This is a genomic window from Brevibacterium sp. FME17 (assembly GCF_014897515.1).
In the GTDB taxonomy this organism is placed as follows: domain Bacteria; phylum Actinomycetota; class Actinomycetes; order Actinomycetales; family Brevibacteriaceae; genus Brevibacterium.
Window position 1 is genome coordinate 281,798 of the sequence record NZ_JABUYD010000003.1, and the last position, 19,896, is coordinate 301,693.

General features: G+C 58.0%; 15 protein-coding genes and 2 tRNA genes. 8 read left to right on the plus strand and 9 right to left on the minus strand.

Features of this window, described 5'->3' with window-relative positions; all coding sequences use genetic code 11:
* Nucleotides 1–534 precede the first annotated feature (534 nt).
* The 9 genes from INT40_RS04985 to dnaA all read right to left on the minus strand — a co-directional run bounded on the left by INT40_RS04985 (nucleotide 535) and on the right by dnaA (nucleotide 11,684).
* A tRNA-Ala gene (locus tag INT40_RS04985) sits at nucleotides 535–610 on the minus strand.
* Nucleotides 611–761: 151 nt separating this feature from the next.
* Nucleotides 762–835 (minus strand) — tRNA-Ile (locus tag INT40_RS04990).
* A gap of 218 nt (nucleotides 836–1,053) precedes the next feature.
* The gene (locus INT40_RS21150; RefSeq protein WP_319021941.1) at nucleotides 1,054–1,860 is read right to left on the minus strand and encodes a DUF3566 domain-containing protein; all 807 of its coding nucleotides are present in this window, start codon (nucleotides 1,858–1,860) and stop codon (nucleotides 1,054–1,056) included.
* Nucleotides 1,857–4,415 (minus strand): DNA gyrase subunit A, encoded by a 2,559-nt coding sequence (gene gyrA, locus INT40_RS05000; RefSeq protein ID WP_101572316.1) that lies wholly within the window; start codon nucleotides 4,413–4,415, stop codon nucleotides 1,857–1,859. Before gyrA ends, INT40_RS21150 begins: the two co-directional genes overlap by 4 nt.
* A 109-nt stretch (nucleotides 4,416–4,524) precedes the next feature.
* The gene (gene gyrB, locus INT40_RS05005) at nucleotides 4,525–6,522 is read right to left on the minus strand and encodes a DNA topoisomerase (ATP-hydrolyzing) subunit B (RefSeq protein WP_101572314.1); all 1,998 of its coding nucleotides are present in this window, start codon (nucleotides 6,520–6,522) and stop codon (nucleotides 4,525–4,527) included.
* Nucleotides 6,523–6,734: 212 nt separating this feature from the next.
* Complete coding sequence (locus tag INT40_RS05010) at nucleotides 6,735–7,247, minus strand: DUF721 domain-containing protein (protein WP_193095664.1); 513 nt, start codon at nucleotides 7,245–7,247, stop codon at nucleotides 6,735–6,737.
* Entirely contained in the window at nucleotides 7,244–8,368 is a 1,125-nt protein-coding gene (gene recF, locus INT40_RS05015; RefSeq protein ID WP_193095665.1) for a DNA replication/repair protein RecF, read from the minus strand. Before recF ends, INT40_RS05010 begins: the two co-directional genes overlap by 4 nt.
* Nucleotides 8,369–9,508 carry a DNA polymerase III subunit beta gene (gene dnaN, locus INT40_RS05020; RefSeq protein ID WP_193069876.1) on the minus strand — a complete coding sequence of 380 codons (1,140 nt, stop codon included), beginning with the start codon at nucleotides 9,506–9,508 and terminating at the stop codon, nucleotides 8,369–8,371.
* Between the two features lie 541 nt (nucleotides 9,509–10,049).
* Entirely contained in the window at nucleotides 10,050–11,684 is a 1,635-nt protein-coding gene (dnaA, locus tag INT40_RS05025; protein ID WP_101572306.1) for a chromosomal replication initiator protein DnaA, read from the minus strand.
* Nucleotides 11,685–12,099: 415 nt separating this feature from the next.
* Here dnaA and rpmH point away from each other — a divergent pair, with 415 nt between their 5' ends.
* The 8 genes from rpmH to INT40_RS21155 all read left to right on the plus strand — a co-directional run bounded on the left by rpmH (nucleotide 12,100) and on the right by INT40_RS21155 (nucleotide 18,089).
* Nucleotides 12,100–12,237: a 50S ribosomal protein L34 gene (gene rpmH / locus INT40_RS05030; RefSeq protein ID WP_009882743.1), complete on the plus strand. Its 138-nt coding sequence runs from the start codon at nucleotides 12,100–12,102 to the stop codon at nucleotides 12,235–12,237.
* A 2-nt stretch (nucleotides 12,238–12,239) separates the two neighbouring features.
* Nucleotides 12,240–12,605, plus strand: coding sequence for a ribonuclease P protein component (gene rnpA, locus INT40_RS05035; protein WP_193095666.1), 366 nt, complete (start codon nucleotides 12,240–12,242; stop codon nucleotides 12,603–12,605).
* Nucleotides 12,606–12,687: 82 nt separating this feature from the next.
* Complete coding sequence (yidD, locus tag INT40_RS05040) at nucleotides 12,688–12,942, plus strand: membrane protein insertion efficiency factor YidD (protein ID WP_101572302.1); 255 nt, start codon at nucleotides 12,688–12,690, stop codon at nucleotides 12,940–12,942.
* Between the two features lie 169 nt (nucleotides 12,943–13,111).
* On the plus strand, nucleotides 13,112–14,074 hold the full coding sequence (gene yidC / locus INT40_RS05045) for a membrane protein insertase YidC (protein WP_101572300.1): 963 nt from the start codon (nucleotides 13,112–13,114) through the stop codon (nucleotides 14,072–14,074).
* 8 nt (nucleotides 14,075–14,082) lie between these two features.
* Nucleotides 14,083–14,664, plus strand: a complete 582-nt coding sequence (locus tag INT40_RS05050; RefSeq protein ID WP_193095667.1) for a protein jag — start codon at nucleotides 14,083–14,085, stop codon at nucleotides 14,662–14,664.
* The gene (gene rsmG, locus INT40_RS05055) at nucleotides 14,657–15,295 is read left to right on the plus strand and encodes a 16S rRNA (guanine(527)-N(7))-methyltransferase RsmG (protein ID WP_193071020.1); all 639 of its coding nucleotides are present in this window, start codon (nucleotides 14,657–14,659) and stop codon (nucleotides 15,293–15,295) included. The genes INT40_RS05050 and rsmG overlap by 8 nt, the downstream gene beginning before the upstream one ends.
* Nucleotides 15,296–15,361: 66 nt before the next feature.
* Nucleotides 15,362–16,258 carry a ParA family protein gene (locus INT40_RS05060; protein WP_226830812.1) on the plus strand — a complete coding sequence of 299 codons (897 nt, stop codon included), beginning with the start codon at nucleotides 15,362–15,364 and terminating at the stop codon, nucleotides 16,256–16,258.
* Nucleotides 16,251–18,089, plus strand: coding sequence for a ParB/RepB/Spo0J family partition protein (locus INT40_RS21155; RefSeq protein ID WP_193071022.1), 1,839 nt, complete (start codon nucleotides 16,251–16,253; stop codon nucleotides 18,087–18,089). The genes INT40_RS05060 and INT40_RS21155 overlap by 8 nt, the downstream gene beginning before the upstream one ends.
* Nucleotides 18,090–19,896 lie beyond the last annotated feature (1,807 nt).

Sequence of the window (19,896 nt, forward strand, 5' to 3'; positions counted from 1 at the left end):
TCGAAAAAGGTCTGTTATCGCCCGGACTGGGCGGGAACCTGCTCACAGCAGCCGATTCTGTGTGCAGACAAAGGGGACAACGGCAATCGACATCAGCTTATTCCGTGATCATGAGAATATCGGGAAAACCCTACTCGCATGGCTGGATCCAACCGTCATGTCTCCCGGTTCGCCTGATCCCAGTGGTTTCGCCGCATTGGCGTGAGATGAGATGCTGGTCCACACTTGGGACACCCCCAGATGATCTGGGCTGGACTGTCGATCGGATCCGAAGCTCGCTGCCAAAGTACTCGAGCGCTTGGTTCCTGCGATCGACCACGGCGTGGACCCTTGGTTGTCGCTGCTCTGGGCAAATGGTCGGATCGAACTCGGCGGTCCCGGCCGGAGGACACAATAGAAATGGCATCCTTCTACAGTCTGATCGCTCACCCTCACCGTCCGGGAGTGAGACCACCGCAGACGGCTGATGCGGCATCCTCACTGCGAAGGAATACGAAGGCTCCGAACCAATACGATTCGGAGCCTTCGTGTTTCTGGTGGAGGTAAGGGGACTCGAACCCCTAACCCCCTGCTTGCAAAGCAGGTGCGCTACCAATTGCGCCATACCCCCAGAAGGGATTCACCTTCACACCGAGTCGGTGTGTTCGGACCATTCGGCTTGGGCACTCTGATTGCCGTGCCGCCACCGGAAGAAAACTCCGAGTCCCACAAGTGTGAGACCACTGAGAATCCATTTCTTCATGATCCTCCTCGAAAGGATGTGGGCCTACCTGGACTTGAACCAGGGACCTCTTCGTTATCAGCGAAGCGCTCTAACCGCCTGAGCTATAGGCCCTTTTCAGGGGGTGAACCCGAAGTAAAACGATACCCAACGGGTCATTCCAACACAAATCGGCTGACAGTGACTCGCCTCACATGATCTCATCATACTCTGAGATCGACCCTTAGAACGCCTGAGGGCAGCTCAGAATCCCCGTGTAGGGACCCGGAGCCGCCCTCAGGTTCTGGGAGCAGGGTGGAGCAGCTGAGAGCCGTACCAGGCTGCTGCAGGTCTCAGTCGTCGGTCAGCGTCAGGTGGAAGCCACCTGCGATGAGAGATCCGATGTTGTAGATGAACGCAGCCAAGGTGGATAGGGCAGTCATCAGGACGATGTTGATGACCGCGATGATGAAGCCAGCCGCCACGACGCGGCCGAATCCGAAGATCCCGATGATCTTCTCAGCCGATTCCGCGCCCGCGACTTCGGTCATGGTCGATTCCAGACCGCTCATGACGCCTGTGGCCTGGAGGACCACCCAGAGGACGATGAATGCCACGATCGTGGCGATGCCGATGGCCACTGACATGAGGAACGACATCTTCATGACTGACCATGGGTCCACCGCTGAGACGGTGAGGCGAACGGTGCGCGGGCCCTTCTTCTTTTTGTTGCCCTTGCCGCTGTCGACCATGTTCTTGACACCCATTTTCACGCTGCCGGAGCTGGCGCGAATGGTGTTGGCTGCCGATTCCCTCGCCGAGGTGGTCTGGCCAGTTCCTGACGAAGGCTTCTGTGAGCCTGTCGCCTGGCTCGAGGGCGCGGAGCCGCCTGTGGCGGTTCCAGCAGCCGTCGACTGCCCGGCTGGGGATTGCCCCGCCGAAGGAGCTCGGTTGGGCTTGGGTGAGGCTTTGGGAGCAGGAGGAGCGACCACCCGGGTCTTATCGGATGAGTTGCCCGCGTTGCCAGAACCTGTCGAACTGCCGCCGGCGGCCGAAGAGTCGGCCTTCTCCCCGTTCTTCGACGATCCTGCTGTCAAGCGGGTGGAACCACTGGACGTGCGTATGATCTTGCCTGAGCCTGGCTGTTTGTTGTCGCTCACTCTTCCACATCCTCGCTGCCGGTCTGAGGCTCTACGTCTTCGCCCTCAGTTTCCTCAGCTTCTTCGTCAATTTCTTCGACCACGGTCTCGGGTCCACGCGTTACAGCGATAATACGATCATTTTTGCCCGGTTTCGCGAACACCACACCCATCGTGTTGCGTCCCTTAGCCGGAACTTCATCGATATTCGACCGTACGATCTTACCGCGTTCCATGACGACGAGGACTTCTTCACCCTCGTCGACGATCAGTCCGCCCACCAAGTCTCCGCGCTGTTCGGTGATTTTGGCAACCCGGATGCCCAGGCCGCCACGGCCCTGCAGACGGTATTCGTCGACTGGAGTTCGCTTCGCATAGCCGCCCTCTGTCACGACGAAGACGAAGGTGTCGGGCTGGATGACATCCATGGTCAGCAGCTCGTCATCGTCCTTGAACTTCATGCCGGTGACGCCACCGGTGACTCGGCCCAGGGGACGAATCGAGTCGTCGTCGGCTGCGAAACGGATCGACATTCCCTTGCGGGAGATCATCAGGAGGTGGTCCTCGGCGCTGACGATCCGTGCCGAGACCAGTTCATCCGGCTGTCCCTTGTACTCGCGCAGGTTGATTGCAATGACGCCGCCCGTGCGGTTCGAGTCGTATTCGCTCAGACGGGTCTTCTTCACCACACCGGACTGTGTTGCCAGAATGAGGAACTCAGCTTCTTCGTAGTCCCTGATCGAGAGCACCTTGGCGATCGTCTCGCCCGGCTGCAGAGCGAGCAGGTTTGCCACGTGCTGGCCCTTGGCGTCGCGTGAACCTTCGGGGAGTTCGTAGGCCTTCGCACGGTAGACACGACCGGTGTTTGTGAAGAACAGCAGCCAGTTGTGTGTGGAGGTGACGAAGAACTGTTCGACCACGTCATCGCCGCGCAGGTTCGCGCCCTTGATCCCCTTGCCACCGCGGTGCTGGGCCCGGTACAGGTGGTTCTGGGTGCGCTTGGCATAGCCGCCGCGGGTGATGGTGACGACGACCTCTTCCTCCGGAATAAGGTCTTCCATCGACACATCGCCGTCGAATCCGGCCAGGATCTTGGTCCGACGGTCGTCACCGTAGCGATCGACGATATCGTCGAGTTCTTCCGACACGATCTCGCGCTGACGAGCGGGAGTCGCGAGGATGTATTTGTACTCGGCGATCTGCTGCTCGATCTTCTCGGCTTCTTCCTGGATCTTCAGACGTTCCAGTGCGGCCAGGCGACGCAGCTGCAGATCGAGAATGGCGTTGGCCTGGATCTCATCGACCTCGAGCAGTTCCATCAGACCGGTACGAGCTTCATCCGATGAAGGCGAACGACGGATCAGAGCGATGACCTCATCGAGGGCATCGAGTGCCTTGAGGTAGCCACGCAGAATGTGTGCGCGTTCCTCGGCCTTACGCAGCCGGAACTCGGTGCGACGGACGATGACTTCGATCTGGTGCTTGACCCACAGACGCAGGAACGAGTCCAGGCTGAGGGTGCGCGGCACACTGTCGACGATCGCCAGCATGTTCGCGGAGAAATTCTCCTGCAGCGAGGTGTGCTTGTAGAGGTTGTTGAGCACAACCTTGGCCACCGCATCGCGCTTGAGCACGATGACCAGGCGCTGACCGGTGCGTCCCGAAGACTCGTCGCGGAGGTCCGCAATTCCGGCTACCTTGCCGTCCTTGACGTAGGAGGCGATCTTCGCGGCCAGGGTGTCAGGGTTGACCATATGCGGCAGTTCCGTGACTACCAAGCAGGTGCGTCCCTGGATCTCCTCGACCTCAACAACGGCGCGTTGTGTGATCGAGCCGCGGCCTGTGCGGTACATGTCCTCGATGCCCTTGCGGCCCAGGATCGTCGCGGCCATCGGGAAGTCGGGGCCCTTGACGATGCCGAGCAGAGCCTCGAGGGCATCTTCCTTGCTGGCTTCGGGATGTGTGAGCAGCCACTGCGCGCCGGCGGCGACCTCACGGAGGTTGTGCGGAGGAATGTTGGTCGCCATGCCCACAGCAATGCCGGAGGAGCCGTTGACCAGCAGGTTCGGGAACCGCGAGGGCAGGACCGTCGGTTCCTGGTTGCGACCGTCGTAGTTGTCTTGGAAGTCGACGGTGCCCTCTTCGATGTCCCGGACCATCTCCAGGGCCAAGGGAGCCATCTTGCACTCGGTATAACGGGGCGCAGCCGCGCCATCGTCACCGGGCGAGCCGAAGTTGCCCTGACCAGCGACGAGCGGGTAGCGCATCGTCCATGGCTGCACCAGGCGAACCATGGCGTCGTAGATCGCCGTATCGCCGTGGGGGTGGTACTGGCCCATGACATCACCGACGACGCGTGAGCACTTCGAGAAGTTGCGATCCGGACGGTAACCGCCGTCGAACATCGCATACAGCACACGCCGGTGAACGGGCTTGAGACCGTCACGGACGTCGGGCAGAGCACGTCCGACGATCACACTCATCGCATAATCGAGGTACGACCTCTGCATCTCGAGATTGAGATCAACCTGTTCGACACGGTTGATTTCGGTTCCGATATCGTTTTCGTCAGCCAATGTGGGCTCTTCCCTTGTGTCTTAACCCGCTCAGCAGGCCGGTGATTGAGTACGTGAAAGTCTGTGTCGCCGACGGCTCTCGTCCACTGACGGGAGCCGACGGCGCGGATCAGATATCGAGGAAGCGAACGTCTTTCGCATTCTCTTGGATGAAGCGTCGGCGCGAATCCACGTCATCGCCCATGAGCACCGTGAAGATCTCGTCGGCAACGATCGCATCGTCGAGCGACACCTGCTTGAGCAGCCGGTGATCAGGATCCATCGTGGTCTCCCACAGCTCCGAATAGTTCATCTCACCCAGACCCTTGTAGCGCTGAATCGCCATGTCCTTGGGCAGACGTTTGCCTGCTGCTCGACCGTTTTCGAGCAGCCCATCGCGTTCCTTGTCGGTATAGGCGAACTGGTGAGCGGCATTCGACCACTTGAGCCGGTACAGCGGAGGAGTCGCAAGGTAGACGTAGCCGTGCTCGATGAGCGGCTTCATATAGCGGAAGATCAGGGTCAACAGCAGCGTCGTGATGTGCTGACCATCGACGTCAGCATCGGCCATGAGCACAATCTTGTGGTAACGCAGCTTGTCAAGATCGAACTCTTCGCCGATTCCAGTGCCGAAAGCAGTGATCATGGCCTGGACCTCATTGTTGCCCAGAGCCCGATCGAGTCGAGCTTTCTCCACGTTGAGGATCTTGCCGCGCAGGGGAAGAATCGCCTGAGTATTGGGATTGCGACCCTGTGTTGCAGAACCGCCTGCAGAGTCACCCTCGACGATGAACACTTCGGAGATCGTCGGATCCTTAGACTGGCAGTCCTTGAGCTTGCCGGGCATCCCCGATGATTCGAGCAGTCCCTTGCGCCGAGTGGCTTCGCGCGCCTTGCGTGCAGCCAGCCTCGCCTGAGAGGCCTGAAGTCCCTTGCGAACAACATCCTTGGCCTGAGCCGGGTTGGATTCCATCCAGTGCCCGAGTTCATCGCGGACAACGCGCTGAACGAAGCCCTTGACTTCTGAGTTGCCCAGTTTCGTCTTCGTCTGGCCCTCGAACTGCGGATCGCCGAGCTTGACCGAGATGACTGCGGTCAATCCCTCACGGATGTCATCACCAGTAAGGTTCGCATCCTTCTCCCGCAGGAGTTTCTGTTCGCGAGCATAGTTGTTGATCAGCGAGGTCAGTGCCGTGCGGAAGCCTTCCTCGTGGGTGCCACCCTCATGGGTGTTGATCACATTGGCGTAGGTGTGGACCGACTCGCTGTAGGAGCTCGTCCACTGCATGGCGATCTCGAGGGAGAGCGTCTCCTCGGCTTCTTCGGACTCGAAGACGATGACATCCGGATGGATGAGATCGGCCTTCTTCGTCGAATTCAGATACTGCACATAGTCGAGCAGCCCGTGTTCATAGTGGTAGGTGGCCTCACGTGGTTTGGCCTCTGCCTCTTCGTCTTCATCAATCTGGACGTTGTCGTCATCGACCTGGGCATGCCGTTCGTCAGTCAGGCTGATCTTCATGCCCTTGTTGAGAAACGCCATCTGCTGGAAGCGCGCACGCAGGTACTCATACGAGAAGTCGGTGGTCTCGAAGATCGACGAATCCGGCCAGAAGGTCACCATCGTGCCAGTCTCGGAAGTCTCTTCGCCACGAGTGAGTTCGCCCGTGGGCACACCCTTCTCGAAGCTCATGTTCCAGACGTAGCCATCGCGTCGGACCTCGACCTCGAGACGCTCGGACAGCGCATTGACCACTGTTGAGCCCACACCGTGCAGACCGCCGGCTACGGCATAGCCGCCTCCGCCGAACTTACCGCCGGCGTGCAGGATAGTCAGGATCACCTCGACGGTGGGCTTGCCCTCTGTGGGGTGCATAGCCACCGGCATTCCGCGACCGTCATCGACGACGCGCACGCCACCGTTGGCGAGGATCGTGACCTCGATATGAGAGCAGTATCCGGCCATCGCCTCATCGACGGAGTTGTCGACGATTTCCTGAACGAGGTGGTGAAGACCGCGTTCCGAGGTCGAACCGATATACATGCCAGGTCGTTTGCGAACTGCTTCGAGACCCTCGAGTACCGTAATATCCCCGGCATCGTAATGGGATAGATCCTCGGTCGTCATATGACTCCTTGTAAGGGTGGGCGCTAACAGCTACCTATTCTACCGCGCCGCGACCAGAAATGCCCGTAAGCGGCCCATTAAGGTGCATTTCCGGATTTCGCATGCCTCGGATGTACCCCCGGACACGAACGGGACCGGCTATCGCCGTTTAAGGCCCTCTATCGTTTTGCGCACTCGTCGCGGTTCCGGCTCGAGACTTCGTCTGCTGAACCTCAGCCGAAGGTGTCGCGTGGTCCCCGCCCGGACACACTGCGCCGCCCCTTTTTGAAACTGCGGCCGCATGGCCCGCGGATCTCGATCTCCGTGATCGTCTGGGATCCGAGGCCTGCCTCCAATGCTCGGAGGATCGTCGGTTTGAGGACTCGCAGCTGGGTCGCCCAGGTCGTCGAGTCCGCTGCAATGATCAGCAGCGGAGGAGAGAAGTCGACCGGCTTGCAGTGCATCGCCACCTGTTCACCCACCAGATCCGGCCACCGGCCCAGGACCTTGCCGATGTCGATCGAAGAGGACCAACCTCGGGCAGAGATCAGCTTTCCGAGGGCCGATGAGATGGCTGCCGGGTCACGTTTGTCTTTGCCTGCCGAAGAGTAGATGGCCTCTCCTCGCAGTCGTGACCGGCGTCGACTGCGAACGAACTTGGCCTCGGTCGCTTCCATCCGACGCACCCGGTCGAGAGCTTCGAGTGCCGCGACCGGAGTTGAGGTGTCCTTCTGGATCCCGCTCATGGGAGCAGCCGTTCCTGGCTGATCCTTCGGCCTTCTAGGTCTGCGGGCAGATCTCCATCGACGGCTGCGGTGATGAATACCTGTTCAGCCGCGGTGATACGTAAGGCCAGTCGGTTCCGACGTCCGGTGTCGAGTTCGGCGAAGACATCGTCGAGGACGAGAACGGGTTGTTCGGCACTCGACCCAGCGTCCGAGCTCAGCAGATCCCATCCGGCCAGCTGCATTGCCAGCGCCAATGACCAGGTCTCGCCGTGGGAGGCATAGCCCTTCGCCGGATGATCACCGATCGTCAGCGCCAGATCATCACGACCCGGACCGTGCAGGGTCACACCCCGTTCGATCTCAGTGGTACGCCGGCGTTCAAGGGCGGCCAGCAGCAGTTCCCGATACTCGGCCGCAGATTCTGCCTGCGAATAGTCGATGCGTGATTCGTAGCGAGCCTTGATGCCCTGACGCTCCAGACGAGCATCGGCGGCGATATAGGCGAAGTTCTCCTGCAGCGGCTCGACGATGTCGGCGAGAATACGCTGCCTGCCGTAGACCAGCTCCGCGGCGGAGTCTGCATAGGCCATATTCCAGATATCCAATGTGGCCTCAAGGCCAGGGTCACGGTCTTCGCGCAGACGTTTGAGCAGTGCGTTGCGTTGCTTGAGCGCCCGTTCGAAGTCCGTGATCACCGAGGAGTAGCGAGGATTACGGGACACGACCAGCGTGTCGATCCACGAGCGTCGTTCCGCTGGTTCACCTCGGACAAGGCTGAGGTCTTCTGGTGCGAAGACAACGCAGGAGACGAGACCGAGTATCTCCTTCATCTTCACCGGAGAACGGTTGACCCGTGCCCGGTTGGCACCCTTGGACTGGATCGAGACTTCAACCGTGGCATGCCGCTGATCGCGGTTGACGAGCGCTGACACGGTTGCCGTGTGCGCGGACTCGTTGACCAGCGGCGCATCGAAGGCGACCCGATGAGAGCGCAGATGGGCCAAATACCCGATGGCTTCGACGATATTGGTCTTGCCGGTTCCATTGTCGGCCACAAATGTGGTGACCCCGGGCTCGAATTCGAGATCGAGCTCGGGGTAGGACCGGTAGTTACGCAGCGAAAGTCGGGATATCCACATTCAGATACGCGTTGGCATGAGCAAGTATCGATACGACTCGTCGGCCGGAGCTTCCAGTTCCCTCTGTCCCGAGATGATGACGGGCTTCATCGGCTGCGTGAACGAGAAGTTCACGTACGGGCTTTCGATGGCGGCTAGACCCTCGGCGATGTAGTGCGGGTTGAAGCCGACGGTGATCGGATCGCCCTGCAGCACGGCTTCGACGGCTTCCGAAGCTTGAGCATCGTCGCCGGTCCCGGCATGGAGCGTGAGCATTCCGTCGCTGACTTCGAAGCGCAGCGGAGTGTTTCGCTCGGCGACGAGAGACACACGACGGACGGCCTCCCGCAGAACACCCGTTTCGACGATCGCGTGGATCGGCACCGAATCGGGGAACAGCGAACGGACTTTGGGGTATTCGCCTTCGACCAGGAGCGAAGTTGTGACTCTGCCCGCCGAGGTGAAGGAGATGAGATCCTTGCCCGCATCGTTGCTCAGACCGATGGTGACATCGCCGCCGAGGGATTTCGAGACATCGGAGAGTGTACGTCCGCGCAGAAGTGCAACAGCCGAGACGTCTGGACGACCTGGGTTCCAGGTGAACTCACGAACAGCGAGCCGATAGCGGTCGGTGGCCAGGAGTGTGACCTTTTCGCCTTCGATTTCAACACGAACGCTGGTCAGGATCGGCAGCGTGTCATCCTTCGATGTCGCGATCGTGACTTGTGAGACCGCGTTCTGGAATTCACCGGCAGAGACGGTTCCCGAAGCATCGGGTACCTGGGGCAACGATGGGTATTCGCCGACGGGCATCGTCATCAGTGAGAACCGCGACGAGCTGCAGGTGACATCGACCTTCGAGTCGATCTGCTCGAGGGTGACTTCCTGATTGGGAAGAGCTTTGGAGATATCTGCCAGGAGTCGACCGGAGACGAGAACGGTGCCCGCTGTGACCACGTCAGCTGCGATCTCGACTCGGGATGAGACTTCGTAGTCGAAGACTGAAAGACGAACCGTCCCACCAGCCTCGGCGGTGATCAGAATGCCGGTGAGGACAGGTGCCGACGGACGACTGGGGAGGGTCTTGGTAGCCCAAGTCACCGCATCGGCAAGGACATCGCGGTTGACTTTGAACTTCAGGGGAGATGTTTCGGCGTTCACTTTACTCCTTCGGGGTGGCCACCCGACGTACTCAAGACACTGGCTTGACGTTGCTCGGAAAACTTTACACAGCCTATCGGAAATCTCAGCTTCCCGGCATTGGACGGCCAACATCATGATCGTGGTCAGGCTGGGCTCGAAGCAGAACGTACCGGATCTCGCATTCGAGAATCGGCCGTAACCGTGTGTTCGAATAATTCACAGTGCTCAGAGTCTGTGTCGAGCTCTCCGTCGAGAGCTCGACAACCGAGCCGATGCAGTCGGTGGCGGTCACCCTCTTACAACTTCAATTCAATGAGTAGAAGTATTAGCACCTGTGGAGTTTGTGGATAACCAACGGCTACGCCCTAGTAATCAAGGACCGAGCGACCTCCAAGGGTGTGGATCCCCTGTGCACGCTCACACATGCTTCGGTGGGCGCTTGGGTAAGCACATCCATGTAGTTCACAGCCGTCCACTCACCTCGTGGAGTTATCCACCATTCTATCCCCAGGTTACGTGGTTTGTCCCCATGGTTATCCACAGATGTGTATACCGCTTTCTATAGGCGGTGTTGCTGTTTAATGCGGTTTGTTAACTCGGTGACCTGAGTGTAGACAGCCCGTCGTTCGGCCATCTGAGTTCGAATCTTCTTGTTCGCGTGCATCACCGTGGTGTGATCTCGGCCGCCGAAAGCCTGACCGATCTTCGGCAGGGACAGCTCCGTGAGTTCACGACACAGATACATGGCGATCTGACGAGCCGTCGTCAGAGTCCGTGATCGGGAGGTGCCGCACAGATCATCGAGAGTGAGGCTGAAATAGGCAGCGGTCTGACCCATGATGTCGGCAGCGGTGATGGCCGGGGTGTCGTCCTGAGTGATGAAATCCTTGAGCACGGTCGCAGCCAGACTGACGTCGACCTGCTGGTCATTGAGGTTGGCGAAGGCAGTCACCCGAATGAGTGCTCCCTCGAGTTCGCGGATATTCGAGGAGATCCGCGATGCGATGTATTCGAGCACGTCGTTGGGGACATCAAGATGCTCGCCGGCGGCCTTCCGGCGCAGAATGGCGAAGCGCGTCTCCATATCTGGGGGCTGCACATCCGTCAGGAGACCCCATTCGAAGCGTGAGCGCAGCCGCTCTTCGAAGCCCTTGAGCATCTTCGGCGGCTGGTCAGAGGTGATCACGACCTGTTTGACCTCATTGTGCAGAGCATTGAATGTGTGGAAGAACTCTTCGACGGTTGCATCCTTGCCCTGCAGGAACTGGATGTCATCGATCATCAGGATGTCGACTTCACGGTAACGACGCTGGAACGCAGGACGCAGAGAGTTCGACGTCTTCGAAGAACCGATCGTATTGATGAAGTCGTTGACGAACTCCTCGCTGGAGACGTATTTCACTCGGATCTCGGGGAACAGCTGTGTCGCGTAGTAGCCGATCGCATGCAGGAGGTGGGTCTTACCCAGTCCCGAGTCGCCGTAGATGAACAGTGGGTTGTATGCCTTGGCCGGTGCCTCGGCCACTGCGAAGGCCGCAGCATGGGCGAAGCGGTTGGAGGCGCCGATGACGAAGGTATCGAAGGTGTACTTGGGGTTGAGCTGGGCGACCCCGGGGACCTCTACCGGTGGAGTGGACTGGGCGGCGGTCGCCTCGGCGATCTTCATCTCTCGCGTCGTTCTTTCCACAGGTGCCCCATTGCTTGGTGCAGGACCCGAGTCCTCGTACCTGGGTGACTGCGGCTGCGGATGCGGTGCGCGGTAATGGGGAGTAGGGATCTGAGGCTCGGGATCTGGGGCCTCGGCCGGTGCAAAAGTGGGAGAACCGGCAGACCCCATCGCCGAGGTGGATGTCTCCGGATCGATCTCGATGGGTGAGCCCGGGGTGGGCTCCCCGATGAGATCTTCGAACCGGATCGGAACGTCGAGTTCCGGATCGACAACGAACCCGAAAGTCACCTCGAAACCGAGAACATGGGAGAACTCCCTGGTCAGAGGACCGAGAAGCCGGGTTTCAATGGTTCTGCGCGTGTGCTCATCGCGGACAGCGAGAAGGACCAGTGCGTTGTCGACGAGAGCTTTGGGCAGTGCTAGTGAGAGGAAGCCCTTCTGATGGGCAGTCAGACTGGGGTCCTGATCCAGGGTCGAGACCACCGTCCGCCATTGGCTGATGAGCTCATTTTTGGAATTCGACACCGTCAATCTTCCTCCGTTTTCGTAGTTTCTTCTGGGCGTGTTCCACACCTGTGTATGACTTCCACATAGTTTTCCACAGTTTGTGGAGAACTGACGAGTCATCCCAGTAATCCTCCACATTGGTGGATAACCATGTGGAAAACTACACGCCTGTTACTTGTGGACAGCGGCAGATGAGCAGAGGATGAATTGCGGCGAACAGTGCACAACAGTGACGTGAAACATTGCTATCGAGTTTGACCAGCAACTTTGACCTTGGCTAAGATGGAGTGTCCTGTGTACCGGGCTTCATCCGATTATCTTGAATATCTTTTGGCTCTTATGCACAGGAGTGCTCGGCGGTCGAGACTCGCACCGCCGTTTTTTGTGAGAACGCAACGTCGTTCGACCGCAACCTAGAAATCGGAGACTTGAAGTGAGTAAGCGTACTTTCCAGCCCAATAACCGCAAGCGCGCCAAGAAGCACGGCTTCCGTCTGCGCATGCGCACCCGTGCCGGCCGTTCAATCCTGGCTGCACGTCGTCGCAAGGGACGTGCCGAAGTTTCGGCATAAGTGTGATCACCGCGGCTCACCGGATCCGCAGCGGAGACGACTTCAGAAGGGTCTTCAAAGCTGGCGTCCGCGTGCGCTCGGACCATTTGATGGCACACAGCCTGATAGACAATGATGATTCCCACGCTGCGCGCGTGGGTTTCATCGTATCCAAGGCCGTCGGAAACGCCGTCAGCCGGAACCGCGTGAAACGTCGTCTGCGAGAGATCATGCGGGTTCGACTCGACAGCCTGGACTCCAGTGCATTGTTCGTGGTCAGAGCATTGCCCCACGCGGCAGAAGCTGAATTCGCTGTGCTGGAGTCCGAGGTCACGATGCTGATCGACAAAGCGCAGAAGAAGCTAGAGAGCCGTGGACGCCGAACGTGATCTGAAGCGCCCCTCGGAGGTGCCCCACAGACCGGCTGGTTTCTGGCCCACAGTCTGGTGGGTGATCCGAACCGGACCGCGCATGCCGTTCGTATGGTTCATCAGAGCCTATCGAGTCGTCGTGTCTCCACTGTATGGACAGGTCTGCCGGTACTATCCCAGTTGCTCGATGTACGGCCTGGAGGCCTTCGAGATACACGGAGTTCTCAAGGGAATGGTGTTAACTGGGTGGCGAATACTACGATGCAATCCCTTTTCCCATGGTGGGGTGGACCATGTTCCCGGTTCAGCGCGCCAGTCCCGCTCAAATTCGATGAATGACGATGAGAGCACCTGAACACACTTTGCGTGTGCCGCAGATGACCAGTGCATCTGTGCATCACGAGCAGCTCGGAGGCTGACTCCTCCGGCACGCGAGAGCAGGACCAAAGGTTCTGTGTCGCGCAGACCTGTTAACAATGGCAAAATGAACGATCGTGAAGAATCGTTGTAACGAGGAGTACTGAATGGACTGGATGGACAAGCTGCTCTACCCGCTGCAGTGGGTAGTTGCTTGGGTCCTCGCGATCTTCCACGAGGTCTTCACTGCGATCGGTCTTCCCGCCGCCAATGGTTGGACTTGGGTGCTGTCGATTGCGGGGCTCACTCTTGTGATGCGCGCAATCCTGATCCCGCTGTTCGTCTATCAGATCAAGTCGCAGCGGAAGATGCAGCTGCTGCAGCCTCAGATTCAGCGCCTGCAGGCCAAATACAAGGGCAAGAAAGACCAGTACTCGCGTCAGGCCATGGCCGAAGAGCAGATGAACCTGTTCCGCGACAACAAGACGAGCCCTTGGGCCTCGTGTCTGCCGCTTCTTGTGCAGATGCCGATTTTCTTCTCACTCTTCCGAGTCATTCACAACATGCCGAATGTGGCCGATGGATCCATCGGGGCCATCGGCGGCTTCACCCAGAACCTGGCCCAACAGGCCGAGGCATCCTCGGTCTTCGGAATCTCTCTGTCTGCGACCTTCTTGGAGACTCCGGGCATCGGAGTCAAACTCCTTACCGGCGTGCTCATTGTGATCATGGCTTCGACGATGTTCATCACGCAGAAGCAGATGATGGCGAAGAACATGTCGGAGACCGCTATGGCGAATCCGATGATGCAGTCACAGAAGATGTTGCTCTATGTGATGCCCGTTGTGTTCGGTTTCGGTGGTCTTTATTTCCCACTCGGCGTTCTCTTCTACTGGCTCGTTTCGAACACCTGGACGATGTGCCAGCAGCACGTGGTCATCCGTAATATGCCAGCTCCCGGTTCGAAGGCGGAGAAGGAGATGCTGGAGCGTAAAGCACGCAAGGGCAAACCCGTTGCGCAGCCTGAGATCAAGGGCGGAACCGCGACCGCAGTTGAGCCGGCCACGAATCAGAGCCGTCAGCGGCAGCAACCAGTGAGCAAGAACCGCAAGAAGAACAAGAAGCGCTGAGGAAGAAAATGACTGAAGAGAATGTCGACACGACTGTTGATGAGAACGTCGACGAGACTGTCGACGCTGGCACCACCGACAATGGTGTCGAAAAAGCTGCGAAGCCGACAAGAGCCGAGCTCCTCGAAGAAGAGGGCGAGATCGCGGCTGATTACCTCGAAGAACTGATGGACCTCGCTGATATCGATGGCGACATCGACATCGATGTCGGGGATGGACGCGCACAGCTGTCGATTGTCTGCGAGGAAGACGAAGAATCTAACCTGCGCACGCTGGTCGGCGGCGAGGGTAAGACGCTCGGTGCTCTGCAGGAGCTCAGTCGTCTGGCAGTCCAGACGAGCACAGGTCAGCGCTCCTGGCTGATGCTCGACATCGACGGATTCCGAAATAGCCGTCGTGACGAGCTGATCAGGAAGGCGAAGCAGGCTATCGAGGACGTCAAGGAATCGGGCAACGAATACGCGTTCAAACCGATGAATAGCTTTGAACGCAAGATCATCCACGATCAGGTTGCTCAGGCCGGTTTGGTTTCGGAGTCCGAAGGTGAGGGTGACGGCCGGCACGTGTTGGTTCGTCCTGTCCATGACTGACATTTCCGCGCTCGAAATTCCCCCGGCAGGCACCGAAGAGTTCTTTGGTACCTCCTACCCAACGGCAGTGCGGTACGCCCAGCACTTGGCTACCACCGGCATCGAATGGGGTCTGATCGGTCCGCGTGAGATCGACAGACTGTGGACCAGACACATCCTCAACTGTGCAGTGGTCGCCGAGTTCATCGATGACAGGGATGTCGTCGGCGATGTTGGCAGCGGCGCTGGTCTGCCAGGTATTCCCATCGCATTGCTGCGCCCCGAAGCACAGGTCGTTCTCATCGAACCGATGGAACGCCGAGTCGAATGGCTGAAGATGGTCGTCGACGATCTGGGATTAGACAACGTTCGTATCGTCCGAGCTCGCGTCGAAGAACTCGTTGATGAAGAGATGTTCACCGTTGTGACGTCTCGGGCGGTCAAAGCGATGACGACTCTCATCGAATGGACTCATGAAGTGATGGGTCCCGACGGACGGATCCTCGCGCTCAAAGGTGCTTCGGTCGAAGCCGAGTTGGCGAAGACGAAGAAACTGCTGAAGCGGTACCGACTGTCTCAGCCGCAGATTCACATCGTTGACGGTGGAATCCTTGAAGTCCCGAGCCGTGTCGTCGAGATAGTCAAGAAATAGTACGAAGTAGATTTGGTCTAGGCTGAGTATAGCTTTGTGAAACCAATGGATGATGGAGTGCGCCGAATGCCGATCATGGACGAGTCGTCTCCCATAGGTGCTGCAATCGCGCGCGATAACCGTCGCGCCGATCGACTGTCCCAGGCGAGTTTTCCACAACCGGACTCTACCCGGATTTTCACAATCGCCAACCAGAAGGGTGGCGTCGGGAAGACCACCACTGCTGTGAATATCGCCGCTGCCTTGGCGAATCAAGACCTCAACGTCCTGCTCATCGATATCGATCCACAGGGCAATGCAAGTACCGCTCTGGGTATTGACCATTATTCCGAAGTCACCAGCATCTACGATGTGATCATCGATGACGTGCCGATGCGGAATGCTGTTGCTCAGTGCCCGGACTTTGAGAGCCTCAAATGCGTGCCGGCAACGATCGACTTGGCGGGAGCCGAGATCGAGCTGGTGTCCCTTGTCGCTCGTGAGCAGCGTCTGCAGAGGTCGTTGGGCCTCTATCTCGAAGAAGAGGCTGCGGCGGGCAATCGGGTTGACTACGTAATTGTGGACTGCCCACCGAGCCTGGGTCTGTTGACAGTCAACGCATTCGTCGCTGCCCGAGAGGTTCTCATCCCGATCCAGTGTGAATACTACGCGCTTGAGGGATTGAGCCAGTTGCTGAAGAACATTCAGCTCATCCAAAAGCATCTCAATCCGAAGCTGGCGATCTCCACCATTATTCTGACGATGTATGACGGGAGAACCAACCTCAGCAAACAGGTGGCCGACGATGTTCGCACTCATTTCCCTGAGCAGGTTCTGTCATCCTCGATCCCACGCTCCGTGCGCATTTCAGAGGCGCCGAGTTACGGCCAGACGGTGATTTCGTACGACCCCCATTCCAGTGGCGCTTTGTCCTATCAGGAAGCCGCCGAAGAAATCGCACAACGAGGAGTAGATCGTGGCTGAACGCAAGAAGCGTGGACTGGGCCGTGGATTAGGCGCTTTGATTCCGGATGCGGCGTCGAGTGACCGTCCAGTCGACGTGTTCTTCTCCGGCGGCGAGCCTGAAGAGGCCAAGCAGAGTGCAGAGGAGCCAAAGGCGCCTCGAGCTGCTCGTACGGATCCTGCCGCTTCTATGCAGTCTTCTCGCCGTCGTAAGCCTAAGGCTGGGGCCTCCACAGGCGCGTCGACGGATAAACCCGCGAAGAAGGAAATGCCGGCTGCTAAGGCCTCTCCGGCCAAGAAGGACACGGGATCAGCAGCGGTCAATTCAGGTGGTTCTGAATCCACGGCGAAAAAGGCCGCCGCAGGTGCCAAATCGACCGGTGCCAAAACCACAGGTGCGAAGACGGCCAGCTCCAAGACAACGGGTGCCAAGACCGCTGGAGCCAAAACCACTGGCGCGAACACGGCCGGCACGACGAAATCGGATTCGGCGAAGGCCAGTACCGCGAAGTCCTCGAACACAAAATCGACGGCCGTTGAACCCAGTGCCGCTAAACCGGCGGTTGAAAGGCCGTCTGCGAAGAAAGCTGCGACGGAACCGTCGAATGACGCACCGGTAGAGACGTCTCCGACTAAGGAACCAGCCAAGAGTAAGACGGATCCGGATTTTGGCTCCGTATCGCCAGCCACTGCCGGGGATAGCATAGCCGTCGCCGACAATAGCGCCACCGACAGCATCGCAGCGCCGGTCAACGAGACCGCTGAGCCTGACGTGGAAGCTAACACAAACATTGTCGGGGGCGGTCCAGACGCTGAGTCGGTACAGACTGACGATGTCTCTGAGATGCATCCCGGTGTATACAGGTCGGGACATGAAGTCTTTGACGAGGCACAAAGCGCCACGGCCGGAACATCAGGTACTACAGATGAAGTGTCGACCGGGTTTGAGTCTGGCAGCTCATCCTCGGAGCCGGATGTTGATGTAGTCGCAGAAGATTCTGCGCCTGGCGACGACAGTAGCATCGCCGGAGTGGATTCGATCCCCGATACAGAGTTCGGCGAGCTCGGAGTGGACCGCATTGATGCTAATCCGCGTCAGCCGCGTACCTTCTTTGATGAAGATCAGCTCAGTGAACTTGTCCACAGCATTCGCGAGATCGGCGTTCTGCAGCCGGTGGTTGTTCGGCAGAAGCCCGGCGACGCCGAGCGCTTCGAGCTCATTATGGGCGAACGACGTCTGCGCGCGACGAAGGACGCGGGTTTTTCGACCATTCCGGCGATCATTCGCTACGTTGATGACACGGATCTGTTGCGAGATGCTCTCCTCGAAAACCTTCATCGTGCAGAGCTGAATCCTCTTGAAGAGGCTGCAGCTTACGGCCAGCTGCTCGAGGACTTTGGATGTACGCAGGAGGAGCTGTCTGAACGTATTGGGCGATCGCGCCCGCAGATCTCCAACACCCTTCGTCTGCTTCGCCTGCCACCTCTTGTCCAGCGGCGCGTGGCGGCCGGAGTCATTTCGGCTGGGCATGCTCGCGCAATCCTGGGTCTTCGGGAGCCGGAGCACATGGAAGTTCTGGCGCAACGCATTGTGGCCGAAGGGATGTCTGTAAGGGCGTCCGAGGAGGCTGTGGTTCTTCTCAACCGCGGCGACTCCATGAATGTTTCACGTGCAACGACACAAGTATCACCTCAGTTCATTGAGGTCGCGGAGCGGCTTGGGGACCGCCTGGACACCAAAGTGAACATCACAGTTGGAAAGAAGAAGGGCAAACTCAGCGTTGAGTTCGCAAACCAGGACGATCTGGATCGTATCCTGACTTTGCTGGGCGTGGAATCACCGGCTGAATAGCTGGTTCTTTGCTGCTCTCCTTGGGGCGGGTGAGGTGGACGAATGTTCACTTCCCCGCCCCACTTCTGTCTTGCGAGGACTCGTAGGCGGATGGTCTCGTCGATCCGCGACGGTTCAACATGGATCTTCCATAGTGCTTTACGGTAGCTGACACTCCAAACCGCAGCTGCGTTCTGCTGGAACCGCGGTGTTGAGAAGCGGTTGATATTTACAATCGATGGTTATAAATATGTCTCTTTTGGCGGACGACGTTAGGTTTCACGTGAAACGTTCCCAGTTTCATCCGAATCGGCTTGGCGTTTGTACGTCTTCTAGTCAATTGTTCGCAGAGTTCTCCTTCCCATAGGGCAACCGTCATGTTTGACTGTTGGCTATGAGCCATAGATTTCTATTCGGTTCATGGTTGTACCGTCGGTTCACTAAACAGATATTTCGACTAAGGGCACGCGGACTTGACTCTTCAGACTTCGGCATTCTCGACTTTTGGCGGATGATCATTTATGTTCTGCCGTTTCACGTGAAACAGCTGCGCGATGCGCCGCGCATTTTGGGATTAGAATTGCCTTGTTTATGAGGCGACGGCGGTCATATTTGTGGGCTCGGATGAAGAGCTCGCTCGATCTTGTGTAGACAGTCGAGCGAGGTCATCCTCTTCGGCGACGACCAGTTGACCGGTAGCATTCAAGACACCTCCGCTTCAGGTTAGTGACTTCCTGTAGTTTTTCGAGGCCGGCTCTCCTAAAGGTGGGATTAGTTTCACGTGAAACATGTTTGACCTGGTGTTTTGGAGTTCCAGGCAGGCAACCCGATGCCGACCGGCAGTCACCTGTTCGGCCGGTATCCGTTATGGGTAGGACACCGAAAGGGCACTTCGGTTCAGAGAAATCCCCGCAGGCAGATGTGTCTCCCTGGCCTGTGATTAGGCGCGTCAATACCGTCCTGAGGCAAGGGTATGAGCCTGATGAGCGTAGATATTCCTATTCCGTTTCACGTGAAACAACACGTCTTCTTTCTCCGCGTTGCTCAGCGAGCAGTTTATAGGTCTTCTTGACTGCCGAAAGCCTCATTTCGGTGATTGCTGATATGCCGGGTTCGAATGGTGGAAGTGGAGCTTATGGGTCTAGCTACTAGACCCTGTGGCATCAATATGCAGTTGGGCTTCAGCGAACAGTGCGTACTTTAGGACGCCTTGGTTAGAGTCTAAGTGTCCAATATGTTTAGCTTCATTTCTTACAACTCTCTGGCGATGCGGTGTCCTCGAGGTCCGAACCGGGGTGCGTTTCACGTGAAACGAAGGGACAATGAAGTTTCGTCCCCGTCATGGACTGTTGAGAGTTCAGATTGTTGTGCTTCGTGTTCGACGGTAGGAGTTCCCTTTGGGGCACGGTTTCACGTGAAACTTCATCTCAGCCAACTTGATCAAGTTCGGGAGGACCCCCTTGTTTCACGTGAAACGGTCATTCTTCAACGGTCCTTCCTAGCGTTTGAGGTAGGAGCAACCCAACCCTATGCCAGGTGCTCTAAAGCGCGCGAGCGCGGAGATACACAGAATACCGGTTTTGACCGATTCGTAACGGTCGGAAAGTGCGACATTCCGTAGTGGGTGTGCGGTTTTGCTATTCGTGCTTGTGGACAACTTGATGCATACCGGGCAGGTCCGATTAGTGTCAATTTGGCGATACATCGCAATTCAGCACCCGACCCAACTCAGTTGTCCGTTGTCCACTCATTGTCCGATTCGAAATTCGTGGATGCCGCATGTCGATCTAATGACATACGGGATCTTTCCCTCTACTCATCTGCATAC